This window comes from Microbulbifer sp. NBRC 101763, from assembly GCF_040371615.1.
GTDB classification, from domain to species: Bacteria; Pseudomonadota; Gammaproteobacteria; order Pseudomonadales; family Cellvibrionaceae; genus Microbulbifer; species Microbulbifer variabilis.
Genome location: NZ_BAABQV010000004.1, coordinates 363,308 through 386,882, shown reverse-complemented (window position 1 = coordinate 386,882; position 23,575 = coordinate 363,308). Strand labels below are relative to the sequence as shown.

The 23,575-nt window shown below is 52.9% G+C and carries 20 protein-coding genes; 5 read left to right on the top strand and 15 right to left on the bottom strand.

Annotation, left to right across the window (positions count from 1 at the left end):
- Positions 1 to 237 precede the first annotated feature (237 nt).
- A complete protein-coding gene (gene mltF / locus ABWV76_RS12275) occupies positions 238 to 1,716 on the top strand; it encodes a membrane-bound lytic murein transglycosylase MltF (protein ID WP_353376068.1) in 1,479 nt (492 codons plus the stop codon).
- On the opposite strand, the gene ABWV76_RS12270 is transcribed toward mltF, so the two are convergent.
- From ABWV76_RS12270 to mtnP, 6 genes are read right to left on the bottom strand one after another with little or no spacing between them, the layout of a single operon-like run.
- Positions 1,713 to 2,357, bottom strand: coding sequence for a TIGR04282 family arsenosugar biosynthesis glycosyltransferase (locus ABWV76_RS12270; RefSeq protein WP_026305009.1), 645 nt, complete (start codon positions 2,355 to 2,357; stop codon positions 1,713 to 1,715). The genes mltF and ABWV76_RS12270 overlap by 4 nt on opposite strands.
- On the bottom strand, positions 2,350 to 3,024 hold the full coding sequence (locus ABWV76_RS12265; RefSeq protein ID WP_020412691.1) for a TIGR04283 family arsenosugar biosynthesis glycosyltransferase: 675 nt from the start codon (positions 3,022 to 3,024) through the stop codon (positions 2,350 to 2,352). The genes ABWV76_RS12270 and ABWV76_RS12265 overlap by 8 nt, the downstream gene beginning before the upstream one ends.
- On the bottom strand, positions 3,024 to 4,499 hold the full coding sequence (locus ABWV76_RS12260; protein ID WP_353376067.1) for a dihydrolipoyl dehydrogenase family protein: 1,476 nt from the start codon (positions 4,497 to 4,499) through the stop codon (positions 3,024 to 3,026). The genes ABWV76_RS12265 and ABWV76_RS12260 overlap by 1 nt, the downstream gene beginning before the upstream one ends.
- A gap of 9 nt (positions 4,500 to 4,508) precedes the next feature.
- On the bottom strand, positions 4,509 to 5,192 hold the full coding sequence (locus ABWV76_RS12255) for a TVP38/TMEM64 family protein (protein ID WP_020412689.1): 684 nt from the start codon (positions 5,190 to 5,192) through the stop codon (positions 4,509 to 4,511).
- 36 nt (positions 5,193 to 5,228) lie between these two features.
- Entirely contained in the window at positions 5,229 to 6,176 is a 948-nt protein-coding gene (gene arsS / locus ABWV76_RS12250) for an arsenosugar biosynthesis radical SAM (seleno)protein ArsS (RefSeq protein WP_353376066.1), read from the bottom strand.
- A 5-nt stretch (positions 6,177 to 6,181) separates the two neighbouring features.
- A complete protein-coding gene (mtnP, locus tag ABWV76_RS12245; protein ID WP_282952696.1) occupies positions 6,182 to 7,081 on the bottom strand; it encodes an S-methyl-5'-thioadenosine phosphorylase in 900 nt (299 codons plus the stop codon).
- Between the two features lie 244 nt (positions 7,082 to 7,325).
- Here mtnP and ABWV76_RS12240 point away from each other — a divergent pair, with 244 nt between their 5' ends.
- Positions 7,326 to 7,892: a DUF2239 family protein gene (locus ABWV76_RS12240; RefSeq protein WP_020412686.1), complete on the top strand. Its 567-nt coding sequence runs from the start codon at positions 7,326 to 7,328 to the stop codon at positions 7,890 to 7,892.
- A gap of 12 nt (positions 7,893 to 7,904) precedes the next feature.
- Positions 7,905 to 9,293 (top strand): MATE family efflux transporter, encoded by a 1,389-nt coding sequence (locus tag ABWV76_RS12235; protein ID WP_020412685.1) that lies wholly within the window; start codon positions 7,905 to 7,907, stop codon positions 9,291 to 9,293.
- 109 nt (positions 9,294 to 9,402) lie between these two features.
- On the opposite strand, the gene sucD is transcribed toward ABWV76_RS12235, so the two are convergent.
- The 9 genes from sucD to sdhC all read right to left on the bottom strand — a co-directional run bounded on the left by sucD (position 9,403) and on the right by sdhC (position 20,635).
- Entirely contained in the window at positions 9,403 to 10,275 is an 873-nt protein-coding gene (sucD, locus tag ABWV76_RS12230) for a succinate--CoA ligase subunit alpha (protein WP_226645469.1), read from the bottom strand.
- Between the two features lie 2 nt (positions 10,276 to 10,277).
- Positions 10,278 to 11,444: an ADP-forming succinate--CoA ligase subunit beta gene (gene sucC / locus ABWV76_RS12225; protein WP_282952692.1), complete on the bottom strand. Its 1,167-nt coding sequence runs from the start codon at positions 11,442 to 11,444 to the stop codon at positions 10,278 to 10,280.
- A gap of 163 nt (positions 11,445 to 11,607) precedes the next feature.
- The gene (gene lpdA, locus ABWV76_RS12220; RefSeq protein ID WP_353376065.1) at positions 11,608 to 13,050 is read right to left on the bottom strand and encodes a dihydrolipoyl dehydrogenase; all 1,443 of its coding nucleotides are present in this window, start codon (positions 13,048 to 13,050) and stop codon (positions 11,608 to 11,610) included.
- Positions 13,051 to 13,115: 65 nt separating this feature from the next.
- A complete protein-coding gene (gene odhB, locus ABWV76_RS12215; RefSeq protein WP_282952690.1) occupies positions 13,116 to 14,309 on the bottom strand; it encodes a 2-oxoglutarate dehydrogenase complex dihydrolipoyllysine-residue succinyltransferase in 1,194 nt (397 codons plus the stop codon).
- A gap of 46 nt (positions 14,310 to 14,355) precedes the next feature.
- A complete protein-coding gene (locus ABWV76_RS12210) occupies positions 14,356 to 17,190 on the bottom strand; it encodes a 2-oxoglutarate dehydrogenase E1 component (RefSeq protein WP_020412680.1) in 2,835 nt (944 codons plus the stop codon).
- Positions 17,191 to 17,398: 208 nt separating this feature from the next.
- Positions 17,399 to 18,103, bottom strand: a complete 705-nt coding sequence (locus tag ABWV76_RS12205; RefSeq protein ID WP_020412679.1) for a succinate dehydrogenase iron-sulfur subunit — start codon at positions 18,101 to 18,103, stop codon at positions 17,399 to 17,401.
- Between the two features lie 19 nt (positions 18,104 to 18,122).
- Positions 18,123 to 19,895, bottom strand: coding sequence for a succinate dehydrogenase flavoprotein subunit (gene sdhA, locus ABWV76_RS12200; RefSeq protein ID WP_282952689.1), 1,773 nt, complete (start codon positions 19,893 to 19,895; stop codon positions 18,123 to 18,125).
- Positions 19,896 to 19,898: 3 nt separating this feature from the next.
- Positions 19,899 to 20,267: a succinate dehydrogenase, hydrophobic membrane anchor protein gene (gene sdhD, locus ABWV76_RS12195; RefSeq protein ID WP_026305008.1), complete on the bottom strand. Its 369-nt coding sequence runs from the start codon at positions 20,265 to 20,267 to the stop codon at positions 19,899 to 19,901.
- Positions 20,261 to 20,635: a succinate dehydrogenase, cytochrome b556 subunit gene (gene sdhC / locus ABWV76_RS12190; RefSeq protein ID WP_020412676.1), complete on the bottom strand. Its 375-nt coding sequence runs from the start codon at positions 20,633 to 20,635 to the stop codon at positions 20,261 to 20,263. The genes sdhD and sdhC overlap by 7 nt, the downstream gene beginning before the upstream one ends.
- Positions 20,636 to 21,072: 437 nt before the next feature.
- Here sdhC and gltA point away from each other — a divergent pair, with 437 nt between their 5' ends.
- Complete coding sequence (gene gltA, locus ABWV76_RS12185) at positions 21,073 to 22,362, top strand: citrate synthase (protein ID WP_020412675.1); 1,290 nt, start codon at positions 21,073 to 21,075, stop codon at positions 22,360 to 22,362.
- Positions 22,363 to 22,670: 308 nt separating this feature from the next.
- Positions 22,671 to 23,207 (top strand): hemerythrin domain-containing protein, encoded by a 537-nt coding sequence (locus ABWV76_RS12180; RefSeq protein ID WP_282952687.1) that lies wholly within the window; start codon positions 22,671 to 22,673, stop codon positions 23,205 to 23,207.
- Positions 23,208 to 23,575 lie beyond the last annotated feature (368 nt).

Below are 23,575 nucleotides of genomic sequence, written 5' to 3'. Positions count from 1 at the left end.
CTTATTGCTTAAAACCTCCTAAACAAGAGGCGAAAGAAAACTCCTACAAAAGTCCGGCAGGGTTTTCAAGCGCATAGATCACAGTGTCCAAATGCCAAATTGGGCAGATTGACGCCGGATAATGTAAAATTGGCGGACTGTGCCAGCTTTGGCCATAAAAGCCCTGGCGAACCGAACTTCACCGGGCCTTAGGCATAACAGCAATAAAACTAACGGACGAGCTAGAGGGGACAGCCTATGATGATGAAAAGCCGCGTGCTGCGCTATGTCCGCCGCCTGTTAAAAGGGCTGGCCATGTCATGCTGCGCCTCCCTGTTAGTTGCCAGCAAAGCACCGAGTACTCTTGAGCGGATCAAGGCCTCTGGTGAGCTGGTTGTGCTGTCACAAAATGGCCCCACTACATATTACGAAGATGCATCCGGTAATCCCACTGGCTTTGAATATGGAATGCTGCGGGCCTTTGCCGAAGAGCTCGGCGTCAAGCTGGTAATTCGCGACGTTCACGATCTAGACGAAATGTTTGAGCGCCTGCGTGACCCGGAAGAGGGTGCACACTTCGCTGCCGCTGGCCTTACCGTCACTCCGGAGCGCCGTGAACAGGTACGCTTTACCCCCTCCTACTTCGAAATCCGCCAGCAGGTTATTTATCGTGTTGGTGAGCAGCGCCCACGAAAGACCAGCGACCTGGAGGGCAAGACTGTCGCCGTAATCGCCGGCAGTGCCCACGCGGAGGAACTGAAAAAACTCTCCCAGCGCTACCCACTGTTAGATTGGGAAGAAGTGTCTGATGTGGATGCAATGGAGCTGGTAGAGATGGTACAACAGGGCAAGTACAGCTACGCAGTAGTGGACTCCAATGCTTATGCGGTACACCGCGGCCTTTATCCAAACACCGCTGTTGCTTTCAATCTCACTCAGTTCCAACCGGTCTCCTGGGCTTTCCCTAAAAGCGACGATGACAGCCTCTACCAGAGTGCCCGCCTGTTTATGTTGCGCGCCAACACCAATGGCATGATTGCGCAGCTGCGCGAAGAGTTTTTTGGCCATGTCAGCGACCTGAATGTCGGTGGCGCCCAGGCATTTGCCAAGCGCAGCCAAGAGCGTTTACCAAAGTGGCGTGGAGCGATGCAGAAAGTGGCAGACCAGTATGATCTGGACTGGCACTTGTTGGCGGCGCTCAGTTACCAGGAGTCCTACTGGAACCCACGCGCGCGCTCCCGTACCGGAGTCCGTGGCCTGATGATGCTTACTCTGAATACCGCCAAAGACCTCGGTGTTAACCGGCTCAATCCCGAGGAGAGCATTGAGGGAGGTGCGCGCTATATAGTACAAATTCGCAATAAACTGCCTGAGCGCATTCGTGAGCCCGACAGAACCTGGATGGCACTAGCAGCCTATAACGTGGGCTACGGCCACCTTGAGGACGCCCGCGTCCTCACCGAACGTATGGGCGGCAACCCGGATCTGTGGCCCGATGTGCGCGACCATTTGCCTCTGCTGGCCAAGCGTCAGTATTACAAGACCACCAAACATGGCTACGCACGTGGCTGGGAGCCGGTAACCTATGTGCAGAATATCCGCCATTACCAGGCCCTGCTGAGTTGGAGCAGTCGTATTGAGGAGCAACGCCTGGCTGCAGCCAATGATGCAAATCGCGAAATTCTTGCTGACGGCAGCGCAATAGAAGCCGAAGCTAGCGCAGCTCCGGCACTCTAGCCCAGCCGTATTAAGTCCCGCCAACCTTCTGGCAAAAAAGATAAATCTCCCGGCTCATCAATATCTGCCAGCGCCTCCAGGCGCTGGCAATTCATTCCACACTCCCAAAGTCTATCCAGAGTCTGCCGGGCAACAACCTCAGTACTCCAGTGAATATCCTCAAACAGCCGCACCTGTATTTCCTTGAGCCCTAATAACGCATAGCCACCATCTTTTGCCGGATACATTACCGCATCAGACACCTGTAGCTCTTCTGCAGCAGCTCGCAAACGCTGCGCGGTAAGGGACGGACAGTCGGTACCAAGCAAAAGAAGCCCCTGCCCCAATGCTCGTGCGTTTCCCGTAGCATGCCAAAGGCGCTGACCAAGGCTGCCTTGGGACTGCCCATAAACAGTGACTCCCGCAGGCAATGGGAAACCCCGCCAAAAAGCGTGGGACGGATCAGGTGTCACATGCAGCTCCACGGGTCCCAGCTCAGCTCTCACACACTCTTCAAGGGTATGGCGCAACAACTTCTCCGCAAGCGACGCGGCTCCCTGCTCCCCCAGTGCCGGAATAAGACGGGTCTTGGCATAACCAGCCAGTGGAGCCTTAGCCATCACCACAAGGCGCAGGAACTTCCTCGAAAGACGACTACTCATAGCGCCTAGCCAGGGTATCTGCAGGCACGCCGCGCCAATAAGCAAAACGCAAGCGCCACATCAGCAATACCGTGCGCAACACCCCAAATTTTTCCCAGCGTCGCCCAGAGGTTGAGACTCTTTGATGGAGACAATAGGGACGGCTTATTTTTAACAACTGCCGACTTAGCTCAACATCCTCCATCAATGGCTGCCTGGCATAACCGCCAATTTTTTCAAAAAGAGTACGCCGGACAAAAATCGCCTGGTCACCAGTGGCGATACCACTTAGACGTGAACGCCAATTAATCAGGTTGGAAATTAGGGGAAACCACAAACTCCGCCCTTCAATACGAATATTAAAGCGGCCCCACTCTGCTCCCTGAGCCACTGCCGATGCAACCGCACTCAATGCACCCTGGGGCAGGCGTGTATCAGCGTGTAAAAACAGCAGCCAGTTCCCACAGGCAATGGCTGCACCTGCATTCATTTGCGAGGCTCGGCCGCGCGGGGAAGTAATTACCTGGAACCCCTCAGCAGTAGCAATTTCCACACTGCCATCAATGCTACCACCATCCACCAGGATAATTTCACAGCTGGTAAAAGCCTTAAGTTCTTTTAACTGCACAATTAAATCGGGCAGTTGCTCCCGCTCATTCAACAACGGAACTACAACAGAATACTGCACTAACCCCGTCTCCAACGATGAAACACTTCGAGCCAACGCAACAACCCCTTGGGCGCATGGGCTCGTTTCCAGTTTCCTGCAACAAATTTATTGCCTTCAGTCATAGTCGGATAGATATGAATGGTAGATAGGATTTTATTCAGTCCAAAACCCTGCTTCATAGCAAACACAAACTCGGCTATAAGCTCCGCAGCATTCTCACCAACAATTGAAACACCCAGTATTTTATCTTTACCCGGTACTGTAAGCACTTTAATAAAACCCCGTGCCGCGCCATCCACGATAGCGCGATCCAGATCATCAAGGTTGTAGCAAGTTACCTCATAGGCAATAGCACACTGCTCCGCCTCATGCTCACTAAGCCCAACGCTGGCCACCTCTGGATCAATAAAGATTGCCCGAGGTACCAGTGAATAATCCACAGCAAATTTCTTGATATCGCCGAAAAGGCCATTCACTGCTGCATACCAGGCCTGGTGCGAAGCCATATGGGTAAACTGAAATGGGCCCGCGAGATCCCCAGCTGCAAGAATATGGGGGTAACGAGTGCGCAGGAAGGCATCCGTTGTCAATTTACCATCTTGCAGTAAGTCCAGTTTTTCCAATCCAAACCCTTTAGTCCTGGCACGCCTGCCAAGTGCCAGGATAACTTCATCAAATGTCACCTGTGTTTCACCCACGGCATTACGCAAGTTTAATACCCCCTCTCGGCGATCTTCACTTCCAGTAAAAGAGACCGCCTCATGCCCAGTGAGAAGACACACTCCTTCAGATTCCAATGCCAGGGAAACAGCTTGCGACACTTCGTGGTCCTCCTGGGGGAGCAAACGTTCATCTCGCTCTATCAAGGTAACTCTTGACCCCAAGCGGGTGAATGCCTGAGCCAACTCACAACCGATGGCACCACCTCCCAGTAATACCAATCTATGCGGTGCCTTATTCAACTGAGCAAACCTATCCCAGAGTGTTTCGCTAGTCAGATAATTAACCGTGTCGAGGCCGGGGAATGGTGGCACTGTAGGTTCAGCACCGGTGGCCAGAATAATGGCTCGTCCCCGTAGGGACTTTTCACCACCACTATGCAACGTGATATCGACTGTCCAGGGATCTACTAATCGCGCGTACCCTTTTATTACTTCCACACCGAGATCTGAGTAACGCTCCACACTATCGTGAGGCTCAATCTGCTGGATAGATTCACGCACATGGCGCATCACCCCGGGAAAATCAATCTCCGGTTCCGGCAGGCGCACACCAAAATTACTCGCAGTGCGCGCGGAGTGTGCCACACGAGCACATTTGATCAACGCCTTACTGGGCACACAGCCGGTATTCAGGCAGTCCCCGCCCATATTTCCCGACTCGATCAAAGTCACCTTGGCTTTTACCGCCGCAGAAATGTAGGCACTCACCAAGCCCGCAGCGCCTGCACCAATAACAATGATATTGCGATCAAACTTTTTGGGTTTTCTCATTGGAGTCACTCACTTGGCCTCACGGCGACGTTTAAGCCAGTTGAGGAAGTATTTTGCCAATAGCGGGAATATACCCAATAGGGCAAAAGACAATAACAATTGCGGAGAAGCGATATCCTTCAGATTGTCTATACGAGCGAGTTGTGTGCCGGCATTAACGTAAACAATCGTAGCCGCCAGCATGCCTAATTGGCTCACCCAATAAAATGTCCAGACTCGAAGGTGGGTTAATCCCATCAGAATATTGATCAGAAAAAATGGGAAGATTGGTACGAGACGCAAAGCAAAAAGATAAAAGGCGCCCTCCCTCTCAATACCGTTATTTACAACCTGCAGGCGTACAGCAAACTTCTCTTGAACATAGTCACGAAATAAATAGCGGGCCATCAGAAACGCCAGGGTGGCTCCAATACTGGAAGCGAAGGATACAATGACAGTGCCCCACAACAAGCCAAAAATAGCACCCGCGGCAATAGTGAGAATCGCAGCACCGGGTAAGGATAAACCGGTTACCAAAATGTAAAAAACTAGAAACAGGAAGCTCACCAGAAATGGCGATGAGGCTTTCCATTGCTGAAACTGCTCACCGCCTTCCTGCAGCTTTTCCAGGCTCAACCAGTGGTGTAAATCAAATGCGTAAAAAGCAATCACCAATATCACGATAATCGCCAGCAGCAGTATTTTTTTTCTCATGGCATTCCCGCCCTCCGGCTATTAAACCCTATCCCCTTACAGTGCCCCACCGCAACTGCTGCCCTGCCCCGCAGTACAGCCATAGCAATGATCAGCCACACAAACTGCCGAATCTTTAAGATCAGCTTCGAGTAAATCACGCAGATGCAATCGGCCTGGCACTGGTATATTCAACTGCTGGTTAAAGTCGCAGTCATATAAATTCCCCTGCCAGTCAACACTCACCAGACTGCGACACATCACGCCCTCAAGATTAGATGCAGAGTAGCTCTCCCGAAGCAGCGTCATATAGTCTTTAAACTGCCCTTTGGAAATCAGCATGGAGCCAAAGCGTTTGATGGGCATATTGGCGAGAGCAAAGAGGTGATTAAATTCAATTCCAAAATGCGCGGCCAACTCTCGTCGATAGTCTGCCTCCAGGCCCTCCTGCTCCGGGGGTAAAAAAGCACCCTGGGGGTTATAGACCAGGTTAAGCTGAAGGCCAGTTTCCGACTTGCCATAGCCCAAGGCATTTAGCTTCTGCAATCCGGCAATACTTTTATCAAAAACCCCTTTGCCTCGCTGCTTATCTACATTTTCCATGGAGTAGCAGGGTAGAGAGGCAACCACTTCCACATGGTTCTGCGCGAGAAACTCTGCTGTATCCTGCTGTCCTGGCTCAAATAGTATCGTGAGATTGCAGCGATCTATTACATGCACACCCAGCGCCCGTGCAGCTTTCACCAAAGACCGAAACCCGTTGTGGAGCTCTGGTGCACCCCCAGTGATATCCAGGGTTCGCACCCCCCTTGCCTTGATAACGCCCAGTAGTAACTCCAGATTGTCGTCCGACATCATCTCGGTACGATTGGGACCTGCATTCACATGGCAGTGCACACAACTCTGGTTGCAGCGATAACCGATATTTATTTGCAGGGTTTCAATAGCCTCACGGCGAATCGCCGGGAAGTCCGATATTTCCAGTAACGGTAATGTTTCGTGCATTCCCCTCAGTGCTCCATTTCTTCAGGCACTGCTTCTGTCGGCGTAAGTAGCGGCTTTATTACAGCTTGTTTTTCCTCTGGCATCGCATCGACAGGTGTCACCAACCCGCTCGCCAATGCAGTATGGGCGGCGGATTCAGGTTGCTCAGTACCGAGCAAGCGGATTGCCTCTGCGGCAATCTTTTGAGCACGGGCGGCATTTTGCTGCAAATTGGCGATAGCCACGTCCGCTGTCACCGCCTCTTCCCGAGGGTGCCAACAGTCATAATCTGTTGCCATGGCGAGAGTTGCATAAGCCATCTGCGCTTCGCGGGCGAGTTTTGCCTCCGGCATATTGGTCATTCCGATCACCGAAGCATTCATACTGCGATACCAGTGCGACTCAGCTCGGGTAGAGAACTGGGGTCCTTCAATACAGATATAACTGCCACCTCGATGCAACCTGATCGGCTCTTCTCCCTGGGTATTGGCAAAAGCCCGCGCCAGGCTATCCGCCACAGCAGGGCATACCGGATCAGCCATGGAAACATGGGCTACAGCACCATCGCCAAAGAAAGTACTCTCCCGTTTGCGGGTCATATCGATAAACTGATCCGGGATCAGCATATCCAGTGGACGCACCTCTTCCTGGAGGGAGCCCACGGCAGAAAGGGAAAGAACATAGCGTACGCCCAACTGGCGCAATGCGTGGATATTGGCTTGATAGGGCACCTGGGAGGGAATCAGCCGATGACCGCGTCCATGGCGGGCAAGGAAAGCAACAGGAATACCATGAAGCTTGCCGCAGGCAATTGCATCCGAGGTGCCACCAAAGGGGGTCCCCATCTGGACTTCCTCCACCTCGGTTAACCCTTGCATCTCATAAAGACCGCTACCGCCGATAACACCGATTAAAGCCCTGGCCATGTCCACTCCTAAACAGTTGGTTTTTCCGCAGTATAGGAGTGCTCCTAGACCGTGTATATCACTGACATGTAAACAAAAATTAAGCGCGAGCAAAGCGGTCAACCTCAGCTTGGGAGGCCCTTCCCCATTGGGTCACATCAAAGGCAGAGGCCATGCAGAGAAACATTCCTTGTACATATGGTGATCAATGCACTATATTTACCCGGACATAAATATTTAACCCGGGTAAATATAGAGAAATACTTTGGCTACTGACTATATCGCTATCGACCAGCAACAGATTGTTGCGCGGGGGACATTGGAAGTAATTGTGCGCCGGGTGAAGAGTATGGGCACAACTCATGAGCCCATGGTCTTTGAAGCCGATAGCTGTAAACGGATAGAGGTGGATTGGCACGGAGATACCGAGGAAGTACTGGCAGCCTTATCGGTGGATGTACCGGCCCCGAAAACTAAACGTGGACGCCCCAAGTTAGGCGTTATTCCCAAGGAGGTTACCCTGCTTCCCCGTCACTGGGAATGGCTGGGTCAGCAGCCTGGCGGTGCTTCTGCCACTCTTCGTAAGCTGGTGGAGCAGGCACAAAAGCACGTTTCGCTTGAGGAGAGAATCACCACAAAACAGCATCAACTCGATAGATTCATGCTGTTAGTTGCAGGAGATACTCCAGGCTTCGAAGAGGCCAGTCGTGCACTGTACAGAAACAGCAAGGTCGGCTTTGAAAAAGCCATTCAATTTTGGCCTGAGGACCTCAAACAACTTTTATTGAGTAAGTTTAATGAGGTCGCAGAGATGCACAGCGGCAATTTGTAAAGTGAACTTACTATGACTCATCAACACGACAATATTTTTGTTAATGGCGCCTTACTGCCGGTTTTCTTTAAGACTGCTGCGCCTATTATTCTGATAATGCTGGTAAACGGCTCGTTTACCCTATTAGATGCCTATTTCCTGGGGAAATATGTAGGAGCTGAAGCATTAGCCGCAGTAACCTTAACATTCCCAATGTTTATGTTACTGGTAGCACTTTCTTCATTAATCTCCAGCGGATATTCGAGTGTATTGGCCAGATTACTCGGCGCGGGAGAAAAAGATAAAGCGAGGCAGGCATTTTCCCAAGCTATTACACTGGCTCTGGTGGTTTGCACTGTGTTGATGTTGTTATTTGTGGCTTGGGGTAAACAATTAACACTATTAGTTGCCAATGGCTCAGCAGATCTAGCAGGGATGGGGTACACCTATTTAACGATATTAATCTTCCTTTCCCCAACTCTGTTTATCAGTTCTGTGAATTCCGATACTTTGCGATGCGAAGGGCAACTGTCGCTAATGGCGATGGTTTCCCTTGCGTCGGTAATGCTCAATATTATTTTCAATTATATTTTTATTGCGCACTTGGAGATGGGGGTGGCCGGCTCTGCTTATGGCACTGCCCTTGCACAGGCAATCGCCCTTTTGATAGTGGCGTGCTATCGCCATTATGGCCGCACGGTGATTGATACACAGATTATCCGGATCTCAAGCAGGCGTGATTTTTGGCCTGGATACCTATCTTTGGGCTTACCATCCAGCTTAAGTTACATCGGTGTATCACTCACATCTATTGCTGTAATTTTTAGTATCCAGGCCTGGGGGGTTAGTAACTACGATGCGACAGTAGGAGCCTATGGGATCACTACCCGTATTATGACCTTTATCTTCCTGCCACTTCTCGGGCTGAGCCAGGCATTTCAGACTCTGATCGGCAATAATGTTGGCGCTAAAAGCTGGTCTCGGTCCGACAGCAGTATCAATATCGCTTTAACAGTAGCGTTCGGTTACTGCCTCGCTTTACAGCTTGGCGTGTTAATACTGAAAGACTCTTTGGGAGCCTTATTTGTCAGCGATAAACAGATTATTACAGAGGTTGCACGTATCCTGCCCATGATGACGCTGGTCTATTTTTTGGCCGGACCACTCATGATGATCAGCACATTTTTCCAGGCTATAGGCGATGCCAAACGTGCCGCCATTCTCGGAATTGCAAAAACTTACGTTTTCGTTTTGCCTCTCATTTTGATTTTACCCCCACTCATGGGCGAAGTGGGAATATGGTATGCGGGTCCAGTCGCGGAACTCATGCTGCTTATATTAACGGCTTTTATCCTTTATCAGCGGGGACGCAATCACGGTCAAAAATATGGTTTATATGGTACTCAGCAAACATCCGGCTGATTATTTCCAATCCAAATAGAAAAACATTCCTGAAATATTTTTGAGATCAAATAAAAAAGGCCGCTTCGAAAGAAGCGGCCTTTTCACAGACAAGGTACTTACCCAGCTCTTACCAGCCAGTAACTTCCTTCAGAGCGTCGCCAATCTGAGCCAGGGAGCGCACGGTTTTAACACCCGCGTCTTCCAGAGCAGCGAACTTCTCGTCAGCGGTGCCTTTACCACCGGAGATAATCGCGCCCGCGTGACCCATGCGCTTGCCGGGAGGAGCCGTTACACCGGCGATATAGGAAACGACCGGCTTGGTAACATTTTCCTTGATGTAAGCCGCCGCTTCTTCTTCAGCAGTACCACCGATCTCACCGATCATAACAATCGCTTCGGTCTGCGGGTCATTCTGGAACATTTCCAGGATATCGATGAAGTTGGAGCCCGGGATGGGGTCGCCACCGATGCCCACACAGGTGGACTGACCGAAGCCGTAGTCGGTAGTTTGCTTAACCGCTTCATAGGTCAGAGTACCGGAACGGGAAACGATGCCCACTTTACCCGGCTTGTGGATATGACCCGGCATAATACCGATCTTGCACTCACCGGGAGTGATCACACCCGGGCAGTTCGGGCCAATCAGGCGCACACCCAGCTCGTCGCACTTCACTTTAGCGTCGAGCATATCCAGGGTCGGGATACCTTCGGTGATACAAACGATCAGTTTGATACCAGCGTTGGCCGCTTCCAGGATGGAATCCTTACAGAAAGGCGCAGGTACGTAGATTACGGAAGCTTCTGCACCGGTCTCTTCTACCGCTTCTTTCACGGTGTTGAATACCGGCAGGCCCAGGTGAGTCTGGCCGCCTTTACCCGGAGTTACACCACCAACCATCTTGGTGCCGTAAGCAATCGCTTGCTCGGAGTGGAAAGTACCCTGGGAGCCGGTGAAGCCCTGGCAGATTACTTTGGTGTCTTTGTTAATCAGTACTGACATGATTATTTACCCTCCGCAGCTTTAACCACTTGCTGAGCCGCATCGGTCAGGCTCGTAGCCGCGATAATGTTCAGGCCACTGTCGCTCAGAACCTTGGCGCCCAGGTCTGCGTTGTTACCTTCCAGACGCACAACAACCGGTACTTTAACGCCTACTTCTTTTACTGCGCCCACAACGCCTTCGGCGATCATGTCACAGCGAACGATACCACCGAAGATGTTGATCAATACCGCTTTGACATTCTCGTCGGACAGGATGATCTTGAACGCTTCAACAACACGCTCTTTGGTGGCGCCGCCGCCAACATCCAGGAAGTTAGCCGGCTTGCCGCCGTGCAGGTTGACGATGTCCATGGTACCCATGGCCAGACCAGCGCCGTTTACCATGCAGCCGATATTGCCATCCAGCGCTACGTAGTTCAGATCGAACTTGGCAGCGTGCGCTTCACGCGCGTCATCCTGAGAAGGATCGTGCATTTCGCGCAGGTCCGCGTGGCGGTACAACGCGTTGCTGTCGATAACCACTTTGGCATCCAGGCAGTGCAGGTTGCCTTCGGTGGTGATTACCAGCGGGTTGATTTCCAGCAGGGCCAGATCTTTTTCCTGGAACATTTTTGCCAGGCCGAGGAAGATCTTGGTGAACTGCTTAACCTGAGTCGGGTTCAGGCCCAGTTTGAAAGCCAGCTCGCGTGCCTGGTAAGGCTGAGCACCCACCAGCGGGTCGATAGTGGCTTTGAGGATTTTTTCCGGGGTCTCTTCCGCTACTTTCTCGATCTCAACGCCGCCTTCGGTGGAAGCCATGAAAACGATACGACGGGTAGAGCGGTCAACAACGGCGCCGAGGTACAGCTCTTGATCAATGTCGGTGCAGCTCTCAACCAGGATACGGGAAACTGGCTGGCCATTTTCGTCTGTTTGATAAGTTACCAGACGCTCGCCCAGCCACTTCCTGGCAAACTCTTCAATTTCTGCCTTGGAATCTACCAGCTTTACACCGCCAGCCTTACCGCGGCCACCAGCGTGCACCTGGGCCTTTACTACCCACTTATCACCGCCAATTTCGTCAGCCGCTGCTACTGCCGCTGCCGGGGTTTCCGCTGCAATGCCTTTGGAAACCGGCAATCCGTATGCCGCAAACAGTTGTTTGCCCTGATACTCATGCAAGTTCATAGTCAATACCAATTCACATATAAAATGTGTTTACTAATTGCAGATCTCTCTGCACCTGAAAGACAAAACTCAAAATTTCCGTCGTTGCAAATTTTGAACTTCGCAAATGAAACCGGGGCAGCTAATTAATGAATAATTAGTGCCCCGACATCGAAAAAACTTCTTACTTACGCTTCTTGCGATTTACGGTATGAATCGCATGGCCGTTTACGCCCAATGCCGCTTCCTTCACGGTCTCGGACAGAGTCGGGTGTGCGAATACGGTCATACCGATGTCTTCGGCGCTGGAGCCGAATTCCATCGCGATCGCCACTTGCTGAACCAGATCGGCAGCAGATGGGCCAACGATGTGGGCACCCAGTACACGGTCAGTTTCCGCATGCGCAATGATTTTCACAAAGCCCTGGGTATCGTTGGCGGCCATGGCACGACCGTTGATCGCAAACGGGAAGCTGCCTACGTTGTAGGGCTCGCCATCAGCCTTCACCTGCTCTTCGGTACGACCGACCGCAGCGATTTCCGGGTGAGTGTAAATAACATTGGGGATCACGTCGTAGTTCATCATTGGCTTCTGACCGGCGATGCGCTCAGCGACTACAACACCTTCTTCAGAAGCCTTGTGCGCCAGCATCGGACCGCGTACCACGTCACCGATCGCCCATACGCCCGGTGCAGAAGTCATGCACAGGTCGTTGACATAGATGAATCCACGCTCATCCATCTTCACGCCGGCATCTTCAGATAACAGGCCTTCGGTGTAAGGACGACGGCCAACGCAAACAATCAGCTTGTCGAAAGTTTCCTGGTGCTCTTTACCATCTTTATCCTGGTAAGTAACAACCACTTCCTCGCCCTTCACTTCGGAGCCGGTTACGCGGCAAGCGAGGCGGATATCCAGGCCCTGCTTTTTGAAGATCTTCTGGGATTCTTTGGCAACCTGTTGGTCCATGATCGCCAGGAACTTATCCATCGCTTCCAGAACAACCACTTCAGAGCCCAGGCGGTTCCATACTGAACCGAGCTCCAGACCGATAACGCCGGCACCGATAACGCCCAAACGCTTGGGCGTTTCAGAGAATTCCAGAGCGCCGGTGGAGTCGACAATAATTTTATTGTCTACCGGAGCAGGCGGAATATTTACCGGTACAGAACCGGAAGCCAAAATGACATTTTCGGCTTCGTAGATAGTGCTGTTGCCTTCGTCGTCGGTAACTTCCACTTTCTTGTTCGCCAGCAATTTGCCGGTACCGAAAATGGAGGTCACTTTATTGGCGGTGAACAGGCCCGCTACGCCGCCAGTCAGCTTCTTAACGATCTCGCCCTTGCGCTCGATCATCTTGCTCACATCCATCTTGACCTTGCCGACTTCAATGCCGTGCACGTCGAGAGCGTCTTTGGCCTCGTGGTACTTCCAGGAGCTGTCCAGCAGTGCCTTGGAGGGAATACAACCTACGTTCAGGCAGGTACCGCCGTTTACGTATTTGCCTTCCTTGTTTTTCCACTTTTCAATACAAGCAGTCTTCAGGCCCAGCTGAGCGGCACGGATGGCAGCGACATAACCACCAGGACCAGAGCCGATTACGATTACGTCAAATTTTTCCGACATGATCAGTTCCAGATATTTCTAATGCAGTGTGATCGAGGGGCCCCATAGGCCCCAGAACTTATTTTTTAAACTTCGAGCAAGATACGCGCTGGATCTTCGATCATTTCCTTGATCGCTACCAGGAAGCCAACCGCTTCTTTACCATCGATCAGACGGTGGTCATAGGACAGCGCCAGGTACATCATCGGCAGGATTTCCACCTTGCCATCTACCGCCATTGGGCGCTCCTGGATCTTGTGCATACCCAGGATTGCAGTTTGCGGCGGGTTCAGGATCGGAGTAGACAGCAGGGAACCGAATACACCACCGTTGGTGATGGTGAAGGTGCCGCCGGTCATCTCTTCAATAGACAGCTTGCCATCGCGAGCGCGCACGCCCAGATCGCGGATATTGTTTTCCATATCCGCCAGGCCCATATTTTCGGCGTTACGCAGAATCGGCACAACCAGGCCTTTCGGCGAGGAAACCGCTACACCGATATCCTGGTAACCGTGGTAAACGATATCGTTGCCATCGATAGACGCGTTCACCGCCGGGTAGCGCTTCAGAGCCTCCACCGCAGCTTTTACGAAGAAGCCCATAAAGCCCAGGCGAGTACCGTTGTGGGTCTTCTCGAACAGGTCTTTGTAGTTCTTACGCAGGTCCATGACCGGCTTCATATTCACCTCGTTAAAGGTGGTGAGCATGGCGGTGGACTGGGATGCATCCAGCAGGCGCTCGGCAATACGCTTGCGCATACGGGTCATAGGAACACGCTTCTCTACGCGCTCACCCGGGGTCACAGCCACTTCGGCAGCGGCGACGGGGGCAGCAGCTGCAGGTGCAGTACCCGCTTTCATGACATCTTCTTTGAGAACACGGCCACCTTTACCAGTGCCTTCCACACCAGCCAGATCAACGCCTTTTTCGGCCGCCATTTTCTTGGCGGACGGCATGGCGATTTTCTCACCGGCAGCGGGTGCTGCAGATTCAGCAGCAGGTGCTTCGGCCTTTGCTTCCGCCGGAGCGGCAGCGGCGCCGGCACCCGGCTCAAACTTGGCGATCACTTCATTGGAGAGAACCGTGTCGCCCTCGTCCTTAATGATCTCGGAGAGAGCGCCGTCTGCCGGCGCAACCACTTCCAGTACCACTTTGTCGGTCTCAATATCCACGATCAGTTCATCGCGGGACACGGCTTCACCGGGTTTTTTATGCCAGGTGGCGACAGTACCGTCCTGAACGGATTCCGGGAAAGTTGGCGCTTTAATCTCGATCGTCATTTTTCCTGTTTCCTGAGATTGTCTCTGCTTAAAATACTGCCGCCCGTTACTTGACGGTCAGCGCCTCGTTGATGAACTTATTCTGTTCTTCTAAATGGGTGGACATATAGCCCGCCGCAGGTGCCGCCGACGGGGCGCGGCCCACGTATTCCAGGTCCAGCTTCGGATGCGTTTCCGCCAGCAGGCGACGCAAGTGATGCTGACTGTGGTACCAGGCGCCCTGGTTCATAGGCTCTTCCTGACACCAGGCAACACTCTTAATGTTCTTAAATGCGGATACCGCATCCACGAACTCCTCGTCCGGGAAGGGGTACAGCTGCTCGATACGTACGAACGCCACATCTTCCTGTTCGCGCTCCATGCGCGCTTCCAGCAGGTGGTAGTACACCTTGCCGGAACACAGGATCAGACGTTTAACCTTTGCCGGGTCCACCCCCTGGTCCTGGATCACATTTTGGAAACGACCTTCAGCCAGTTCTTCCAAGCTGGAAGTAGCGAGCTTGTGACGCAGAATCCATTTAGGGCTCATAATCACCAGCGGGCGGCGCATCGGGCGCACCGCCTGGCGACGCAGCAAGTGGAAGATTTGTGCCGGGGTAGTGGCGTTACACACCTGGATATTGTGCTCGGCACACAGCTGCATAAAGCGCTCGAGACGCGCGGAGGAGTGCTCCGGACCCTGGCCTTCATACCCGTGTGGCAACATCAATACCAGGCCGCACATACGACCCCATTTGTGCTCACCGGAAGTAATGAACTGGTCGATCACGACCTGGGCGCCGTTGGCGAAGTCACCGAACTGAGCCTCCCACACCACCAGGGATTTTGGCGTGGTAGTGGCATAGCCGTATTCGAATGCCAGTACCGCTTCCTCAGACAGCAGGGAATCGTACATGTAGAAAGGCGGCTGGTCCTCGAACATATGCTGCAAAGGCACATAGCTCTGGCCGTCTTTCTGGCTGTGAATTACCGCATGGCGGTGAGAGAAGGTTCCGCGGCCCACGTCCTCACCGGTAAAGCGGACCATAAAACCCTCTTCCAGAAGGGTGCCGTAGGCCAGGGTTTCCGCCATACCCCAATTAAGCGGCAGGGCGCCACCGGCCATCTTGCGGCGATCATCATAAATCTTGGAAACCTGACGCTGCATCACAATGCCATCGGGCACCGTGGTCATACGATTGGCGACGTCCTGAAGTTTCGGCATTGCGAAACCGGTGTCTGCAGGCACCTGCCAGTCGTGGCCCAGGTAGGGACTCCAGTCTACAAACATGGACGAGTCCGGCTGCTTAACCAGACCAGTGGCCACATCTTCACCCGCATCCAGCTTATCGCGGTAGTCGTTCGCCAGCTTGTCCGCTGCAACCTTGTCCAGGATGCCCTCTTCCACCAACTTCTCGGAGTAGAGAGTGCGAGTGGTTTTGTGCTTGCGGATGGTCTGGTACATCAGCGGCTGGGTGCCGGATGGGTCGTCGGTCTCGTTGTGACCGCGACGGCGATAGCAGACCAGATCGATGACGATGTCTTTCTTGAATTCGTAACGGTAATCGACAGCCAGCAGAGCCGCCAATACGACCATTTCCGGATCGTCGCCATTCACGTGCAGCACCGGTGCATCGATCATTTTGGCGGGATCGGTGGAGTACTCAGTGGAGCGGGCATCTTCGCGCTTGCTGGTGGTAAAGCCCACCTGGTTGTTCAGTACGATGTGCACAGTACCACCGGTGTAGTAACCGCGGGTCTGGGACATCTGCAGGGTTTCCTGCACAACACCCTGGCCGGCAAAAGCCGCGTCGCCATGGATATTGATCGGCATTACCTTCTCACCAGCAGCATCTTTGCGGCGGTCCTGACGGGCGCGCACAGAGCCAACCACTACAGGCGCACTGATTTCCAGATGCGATGGGTTAAAGGCAAGGGCCAGGTGAACTTCACCACCGGGGGTCATTACGTTGGAGGAGAAACCCTGGTGATATTTCACATCACCAGAGGTATCGAGGGTTTTCTTACCTTCGAACTCCTGGAACAGATCCGCAGGGTTCTTGCCGAGGATATTCACCAGGGTATTCAGGCGGCCGCGGTGGGCCATGCCGATCACAATTTCCTTCACCCCGTAAGTGCCGGAGCGGCGGATCAGCGCATCCATCATCGGGATCAGGCTCTCACCGCCCTCCACACCAAAGCGTTTGGTGCCTGGGTATTTGGAATCCAGGTGACGCTCCAGGCCTTCTGCGGCAGAGAGACGCTGTAGAATTTCAATTTGGATATCGGTGCCAAAGTTGGCCTTGGACTGGCTGCGCTCCAGGCGCTGCTGGAACCACTGCTGCTCTTCCAGATTGGAGAGATGCATGATCTCCGCACCCAGATTGCCACAATAAGTCCGCTCCAAGCCCTCTACGATTTCACGCAGGGTCGCCTCTTCTTTGCCAAGGAACAGGCTACCGGTATTGAAGGTCGTATCGAAATCACCTTCAGTCAGGCCGTGGTAGCTCAACTGCAGGTCGGGCACCTGTTCGCGGGCCATCAGGCCGAGCGGGTCCAGGGTAGCTTTCTTATGGCCGCGATGGCGGTAGGAATCGATCAGCTGCAGAACCTTGATCTGCTTGCGCTCGTGCTCAAGATTAATAGAGCCGGAACCGGAGCCTGGTGCCGCCACAGGGCGGGCGCGATGCTTGCTGAGCAGTTCGAAGTGCTGGCGCACTGCGGCGTGGGAAACGTCGCTGCTACCGCCAACGCGGGGGAGGCTGTCGAAGTAATTGCGCCACTCCTCCGGTACACCGTTGGGGTCGTGCAGATAGGTCTCGTAAAGCTCCTCCACGTAGGCGGCATTGCCCCCGGAGATATGGGAGCTACGCCACAGCTGCTCCATGGTACTTTCGTGCATTTTGATGCCTACCTCGATTGCAGTGGGCTCTTATTTGCCTAAGCCACTGCGCTTTCCTTTCACTCACAAAAGGGGAGGCGCATAAAGCCACCTCCCCTTTTCAATTAGTTGCCGGTTCTCACCGGCTTTATCATTAGATAAGCGCCTTACCTGGCACCGGACCCACTACAAGTGGCCCCTAACGGGTCGATTAATGACCCGGATTCCCCTATACCGCACGCGTCAGCAGCATATTGCGAATATGGCCAATGGCGCGCGTTGGGTTCAATCCCTTTGGACACACATTCACACAGTTCTGGATACCGTGGCAGCGGAATACGCTGAAAGGATCGTCCAGGTTTGACAAGCGCTCGTCAGTGGCCAGATCGCGACTGTCCGCCAGGAAGCGGTAAGCCTGCAGTAAGCCGGCCGGGCCTATAAACTTATCCGGATTCCACCAGAAAGACGGACAGGCAGTGGAACAGCAGGCACACAGGATACACTCGTACAGGCCATCAAGCTTTTCGCGATCTTCTGGAGATTGCAGGCGCTCAATCGCCGGAGCCGGAGTGTCATTTTGCAGGTACGGCTCGATCTTTTTGTACTGCTCGTAGAACTGCTCCATATCCACGACCAGGTCGCGGATTACCGGCAAGCCGGGCAGCGGACGCAGGACCAGCTTACCTTTAGGGGCAGCTTCAGACAGTGGCGTAGTGCACGCCAGGCCATTGCGGCCTGAAATATTCATACCGTCGGAGCCACACACACCCTCGCGACAGGAGCGGCGGAACGACAGGGTCGGATCCTCGGCCTTCAGCAGCTCCAGAACATCCAACACCATCAGGTCCTTGCCCTTGGTGTCCAGCTCATAGTCCTGCATATACGGCGCTTTATCGGCTTCCGGGTTGTAACGGTAAATGCTTACTTTCAACATACTCTATTCCGCTCCCGAATCAGTAGGTCCGAGCTTTCGGTTCAAAGGCTTCCATGGTGTTCGGTGCGAAGTTTACCGCACGCTTGCCGACACGTTTCTCAGCCGGGAAATACATGGAATGACACAGCCAGTTTTCATCGTCGCGCTCCTGGAAGTCTTCGCGGGCATGGGCACCGCGGCTCTCAGTGCGGGTCTCCGCGGCAATTGCAGTAGCCTCAGCAACTTCCAACAGGTTCTGCAGCTCCAGGGCTTCAACACGGGCAGTATTAAACGCGCGGCTTCTGTCGTCCAGGCGCACATTTTCAATACGCCCACGCAGATCAGCCAGCTTCTTCACACCTTCTGCCATGTAGTCGCCGCGACGGAATACGCCGAAGTGATTCTGCATCACACCCTGCAGCTCTTTGCGCAGGTCGGCAGCTTTCTCGCCGGTTTCGTTGGTTTCCAGACGGTTCAGACGAGCCATAGCGGCTTCGATATCGGACTCGGAAGCTTCGCGGTGCTCGATACCTTCGCGCAGGGCCTTCTCGATAAACAGGCCGGAAGCCCGTCCGAATACCACCAGGTCCAGCAGGGAGTTGCCACCCAGACGGTTAGCGCCGTGCACGGATACACAAGCAACCTCGCCACAGGCATAGAAGCCGTCAATGATCTGGTCGTTGCCGGCAGCGTCCTGGGTCAGGGCCTGACCGTGAACGTTGGTGGGAATACCGCCCATCATATAGTGACAGGTCGGCACTACCGGGATCGGCGCCTTAACCGGGTCGACATGTGCAAAGGTCTTAGATAGCTCACAGATACCGGGCAGACGGCTGTTGAGCAGCTCTTCACCCAGGTGATCAAGCTTCAGGAATACGTGATCGCCTTCCGGGCCACAACCGCGACCGTCGAGGATCTCCAGCACCATGGAGCGGGCTACAACGTCGCGGGACGCGAGGTCTTTCGCATTGGGGGCGTAGCGCTCCATAAAACGCTCGCCGTCTTTGTTGATCAGGTAACCACCCTCACCGCGACAGCCTTCGGTCACCAGAACACCGGCACCATAAATGCCAGTTGGGTGGAACTGCCACATCTCGATGTCCTGAACCGGCATACCGGCACGCAGGGCCATACCGACACCGTCACCGGTATTGATGTGTGCATTGGTGGTGGAAGCGAAGATACGACCGGCACCACCGGTAGCGAATACGGTCGCCTTGGACTTGATAAATACCACTTCGCCATCTTCGATGCACATGGCGATAACACCAACAACGGCACCATCCTGGTTTTTCACCAGGTCAATGGCAAACCATTCATTCAGAAATTCGGTTTTATGTTTTACGTTGTTCTGGTACAGAGTGTGCAGCAACGCGTGGCCGGTGCGGTCAGCAGCGGCACAGGTACGGGCAGCCTGACCACCACGGCCGAAGTCTTTGGACTGGCCACCAAAAGGACGCTGGTAAATACGGCCTTCTTCAGTACGGGAGAACGGCAGGCCCATGTGCTCCAGTTCGAACACGGCTTCCGGACCTACGGAACACATATATTCGATCGCTTCCTGGTCACCGATATAGTCGGAACCCTTAACGGTATCGTACATGTGCCAGCGCCAATCGTCATTGGGGTCGGAGCTGGCGATCGCACAGGTAATACCGCCCTGGGCGGACACTGTGTGAGAACGGGTTGGGAATACTTTGGTAATTACCGCAGTCTTGTAACCTGACTGGGCCATCTGCAGGGCAGCGCGCATACCAGCACCACCACCGCCAATTACAATCCCATCAAAAGAAATAGTACGCATATTCGCCATTGTTTATACACCCCAAAGAATTTCAATGCCCCACACCGTGTACAACACGGCAACCGCAGCCAGAACCACTTCTACGAACAAGCGCAGAACAGTGGCTTTACCGCCCATCATCCGATTGGTGATGTAATCGGTAACCACGGACCAGAGGCCAATCCAGGCGTGAATAATGGTGGAAAGCAGAGCAACCAAGCTGAATACGCGCATCCAGCGCTGGGCGAACAGCTCAGACCAGGCTTGGTAGCCAAAGTCTTTAGTGAAAAAGATAAAGCCCACTATAAAGAGGACATACGCGAGCAGTATCACTGCGGTAACTCGCTGGTAGAGCCAGTCGAAAGTGCCGCTACGGCCGAAGCTAGTTACTGTTCTTACCACAACCATACTCCCACTAAAAGAATAAGGATTACACTCACCACCAGCACCGTAATAGCACTGCGACGGCCGCCCTCAAGGCTCTCACCCATACCCATATCCATAAACAGGTGACGCACACCCGCCACCAGATGGTATATAAGAGCTGCCAGAGAGGCCCATAGGATGAGCTTGGCTGGAATACTATTAAATGCTGCCGCGACATCGGCGAAGCCTTGCTCTGATTCCAGACTGGCATCGAGCATGCAGAGCAGAAGCGCTACAACGGCGAAGAGCACAACGCCAGAAATTCGATGCAAAATGGAAACCAAAGCGGCAGCGGGAAGCTTTATAGTGGAAATGTCTAAATTGACAGGTCTGTTTTTGTTCACAGGAAAAACACCTTGTTGCCCTGAACGACCGGGCGCCCGTTAGCTTTTCAATGGAGGGACGAGCTGCTTGCTGATCACTTTGCACTCGACCTGTTGAAGCCTTGTACAAAGTAGCCGTACCATGGCGCAAGCCGCGCGGATTATAGGCATTCAATAGTCAAAACACAACGAACGCCTGGGAAACTGCCGGCTTTGGCGGTCTTCATGACCTGTCATTTGGCGCCGCGGGATTTCCGCAGATTTTCACGCCTCACTCCAGGCAAAAGCTCTACAGGCCCGCCCTGTCGCCAGATATCCTGTTGCCCGCAGACTGACCGTCCACTCCTTTTGGTTTGACAATTTGAGGCCCGGCACTTAAGTTTGGCCCGCTCAAAAGGCTGCCAGCACCCGAAAATCCTAGGAAAAGGCCGCCATAAGAACAGTTTTAGGAGTCCGCAATGTCCGATAAAAAAGCGCAACTCACAGTCGATGGTATCGACGGCGCGATAGAGATGCCCGTACGATCTGGCACCCTCGGCCCAGATGTTGTCGATGTCGGTAACCTGACCGGCAAAGGCTTATTCACCTATGACCCGGGCTTCGTATCCACTGCCTCGTGTGAATCCAAGATTACCTTTATCGATGGCGGCAAGGGCCAACTGCTGCACCGCGGCTACCCCATCGAACAACTGGCAGAAAAATCCGACTACCTGGAAACCTGCTATCTGTTAATGAACGGCGAACTGCCAGATGCCGAGCAGAAAAAGAAGTACGTAGACACCATCATGTCTCACACTATGGTACATGAGTCCCTGGTTAGCTTCTTTAAAGGCTTCCGTTACGACGCCCACCCAATGGCCATGATGTGTGGCGTAGTAGGCGCCCTCGCCTCCTTCTATCACGACTCCCTGGATATCAACAATCCACAGCACCGTGAAATTTCCGCACACCGCCTGATCGCAAAAATGCCAACCCTGGCTGCCATGTGCTACAAGCATTCCCAAGGCATGCCCTTCATGTACCCGGATAACAGCCGCAGCTACTCCGAAAACTTCCTGCACATGATGTTTGGCAACCCTTGCGAAACCAGTAAGGTCGATCCGGTTGTCGCCAAGGCGATGGATATCATCTTCCTGCTGCACGCAGACCACGAGCAGAATGCCTCCACCTCTACTGTGCGCCTGGCCGGCTCCTCCGGCGCCAACCCGTTCGCATGTATCTCTTCCGGTATTGCCGCCCTGTGGGGACCTGCACACGGTGGAGCCAACGAAGCTGTACTGAACATGCTGCAGGAAATCGGTGATGAGAGCCGCATCGATGAGTTTGTTAAACGCGCCAAAGACAAGAACGACCCCTTCCGCCTGATGGGCTTTGGCCACCGCGTTTACAAGAATTTCGATCCGCGCTCCCGCGTAATGCAAGGCATCTGTGATGAAGTTCTGGGTGCTATGGGTGCAGAGAATGATCCGCTGCTGAAGATCGCCAAAAAGCTGGAGAAAATCGCCCTTGAGGACGATTACTTCGTGGAGAAAAAGCTCTACCCGAACGTAGACTTCTACTCTGGCATTATTATGAAAGCGATCGGTATTCCCACCGATATGTTCACCGTAATCTTTGCCACTGGCCGCACCGCAGGCTGGATCGCCCACTGGAATGAAATGATTTCCAACCCGTACAAGATTGGCCGCCCGCGCCAGCTCTACACTGGCTACACTCAGCGCGACTATGTCCCCCTGGAACAGCGCTAATTAGCTCCCCAAAAAAAGCCCGGTATCACCGGGCTTTTTTATGCGTCTTGAACAAATAAATATTCAACACAATTTTAATAGCGCAATAGTGGTTTCACGCAAAAAATGTGACGCGTACCTCATTTTTTAAATTTTGCTCAAATCCCCTTCCCTATTTGGCAGTAAATAAGCTGTCATCCAATGTAAAATCCGCCGCTCCCCGGCCATAGCGAAATAACACTGCGTTCCCACTCGGCAGTTACTTTCCATCCGCGGAACTCCTTACTCGTACAAACACAAAACCACAATACTAATTAAGGGCACAGCATATGCTTAGCTTTATCTCCGGTATGTTCCGAAGTAGCAAGTCGGAAGAGTCTGCCGACCTGGAAGAAAAATACACCCGCAGTACCTATGCCGGCTCCAAGGGCGCCCGCACAATCTCTTATGACCCAACATTAATTAAAGCCCTGGAAGACGATCACCGTCACCTGATCGGAATTTTTCAGCGTATGTGGTCTGAGGGTTTTGAAAAACAGAACTACCGCCAGCTATCGCAACTATTAACCCAGTTTAAGTCTGGCTTTCAAGCGCACCTGATCAAGGAAAACGTGCGTTTCTATGTCTATCTGGAACAAGCACTGGCCGGCGATGCCCACACGCTGCAGGTAGTTAAAGACTTTCGTACTGACATGAACGAAATTGCCAATGCTGTGGTGCAATTCTGTAAGCGCTACAACCACGAGGCATTTACTCCAGAGATGGTTCGCGATTTTAAGATGGACTACCAAAAGATTGGCGAAGCACTTACTCGCCGTACTGCATTGGAAGAAAAAGAACTCTACGTTCTTTACCAACCCTCCTGACAAAAGCTTCTCCAATCAGTGGAATATACTGTTACTTCAGCTCTACAGGAATTGGGCGCAAGCCGCTGAGTAAGCAACAACTTATTGAATAAAAATCCACGGGAATTTCACTGCGGCCCACAAGGACGGGGCGCAATTTCCCAACCCTCAGAAAATAAAGCACCACTGCATCTCCACTTAATCAAAGACTCACTAGAAAATAGTTTCTTACAGGCTCCCCCCACTAAAGCAATTTGTCAAAATTCATCGAACAAGCACCTGCTCTACTTATTTGCAATTTGGGCAAGCCCCAAAAAAGTGCGCAATTACAATAACTTAATAAAACTTTCCATCCAGACCTCCCTTAACTTCCTATTCTCTATCGTCAT

Coding starts and splice junctions, on each gene's coding strand:
- mltF (WP_353376068.1), top strand. CDS start 238: ATGATGATGAAAAGCCGCGTGCTGCGCTATGTCCGCCGCCTGTTAAAA.
- ABWV76_RS12270 (WP_026305009.1), bottom strand. CDS start 2,357: ATGAGTAGTCGTCTTTCGAGGAAGTTCCTGCGCCTTGTGGTGATGGCT.
- ABWV76_RS12260 (WP_353376067.1), bottom strand. CDS start 4,499: ATGAGAAAACCCAAAAAGTTTGATCGCAATATCATTGTTATTGGTGCA.
- ABWV76_RS12255 (WP_020412689.1), bottom strand. CDS start 5,192: ATGAGAAAAAAAATACTGCTGCTGGCGATTATCGTGATATTGGTGATT.
- arsS (WP_353376066.1), bottom strand. CDS start 6,176: ATGCACGAAACATTACCGTTACTGGAAATATCGGACTTCCCGGCGATT.
- mtnP (WP_282952696.1), bottom strand. CDS start 7,081: ATGGCCAGGGCTTTAATCGGTGTTATCGGCGGTAGCGGTCTTTATGAG.
- ABWV76_RS12235 (WP_020412685.1), top strand. CDS start 7,905: ATGACTCATCAACACGACAATATTTTTGTTAATGGCGCCTTACTGCCG.
- sucD (WP_226645469.1), bottom strand. CDS start 10,275: ATGTCAGTACTGATTAACAAAGACACCAAAGTAATCTGCCAGGGCTTC.
- sucC (WP_282952692.1), bottom strand. CDS start 11,444: ATGAACTTGCATGAGTATCAGGGCAAACAACTGTTTGCGGCATACGGA.
- lpdA (WP_353376065.1), bottom strand. CDS start 13,050: ATGTCGGAAAAATTTGACGTAATCGTAATCGGCTCTGGTCCTGGTGGT.
- odhB (WP_282952690.1), bottom strand. CDS start 14,309: ATGACGATCGAGATTAAAGCGCCAACTTTCCCGGAATCCGTTCAGGAC.
- ABWV76_RS12210 (WP_020412680.1), bottom strand. CDS start 17,190: ATGCACGAAAGTACCATGGAGCAGCTGTGGCGTAGCTCCCATATCTCC.
- ABWV76_RS12205 (WP_020412679.1), bottom strand. CDS start 18,103: ATGTTGAAAGTAAGCATTTACCGTTACAACCCGGAAGCCGATAAAGCG.
- sdhA (WP_282952689.1), bottom strand. CDS start 19,895: ATGGCGAATATGCGTACTATTTCTTTTGATGGGATTGTAATTGGCGGT.
- gltA (WP_020412675.1), top strand. CDS start 21,073: ATGTCCGATAAAAAAGCGCAACTCACAGTCGATGGTATCGACGGCGCG.
- ABWV76_RS12180 (WP_282952687.1), top strand. CDS start 22,671: ATGCTTAGCTTTATCTCCGGTATGTTCCGAAGTAGCAAGTCGGAAGAG.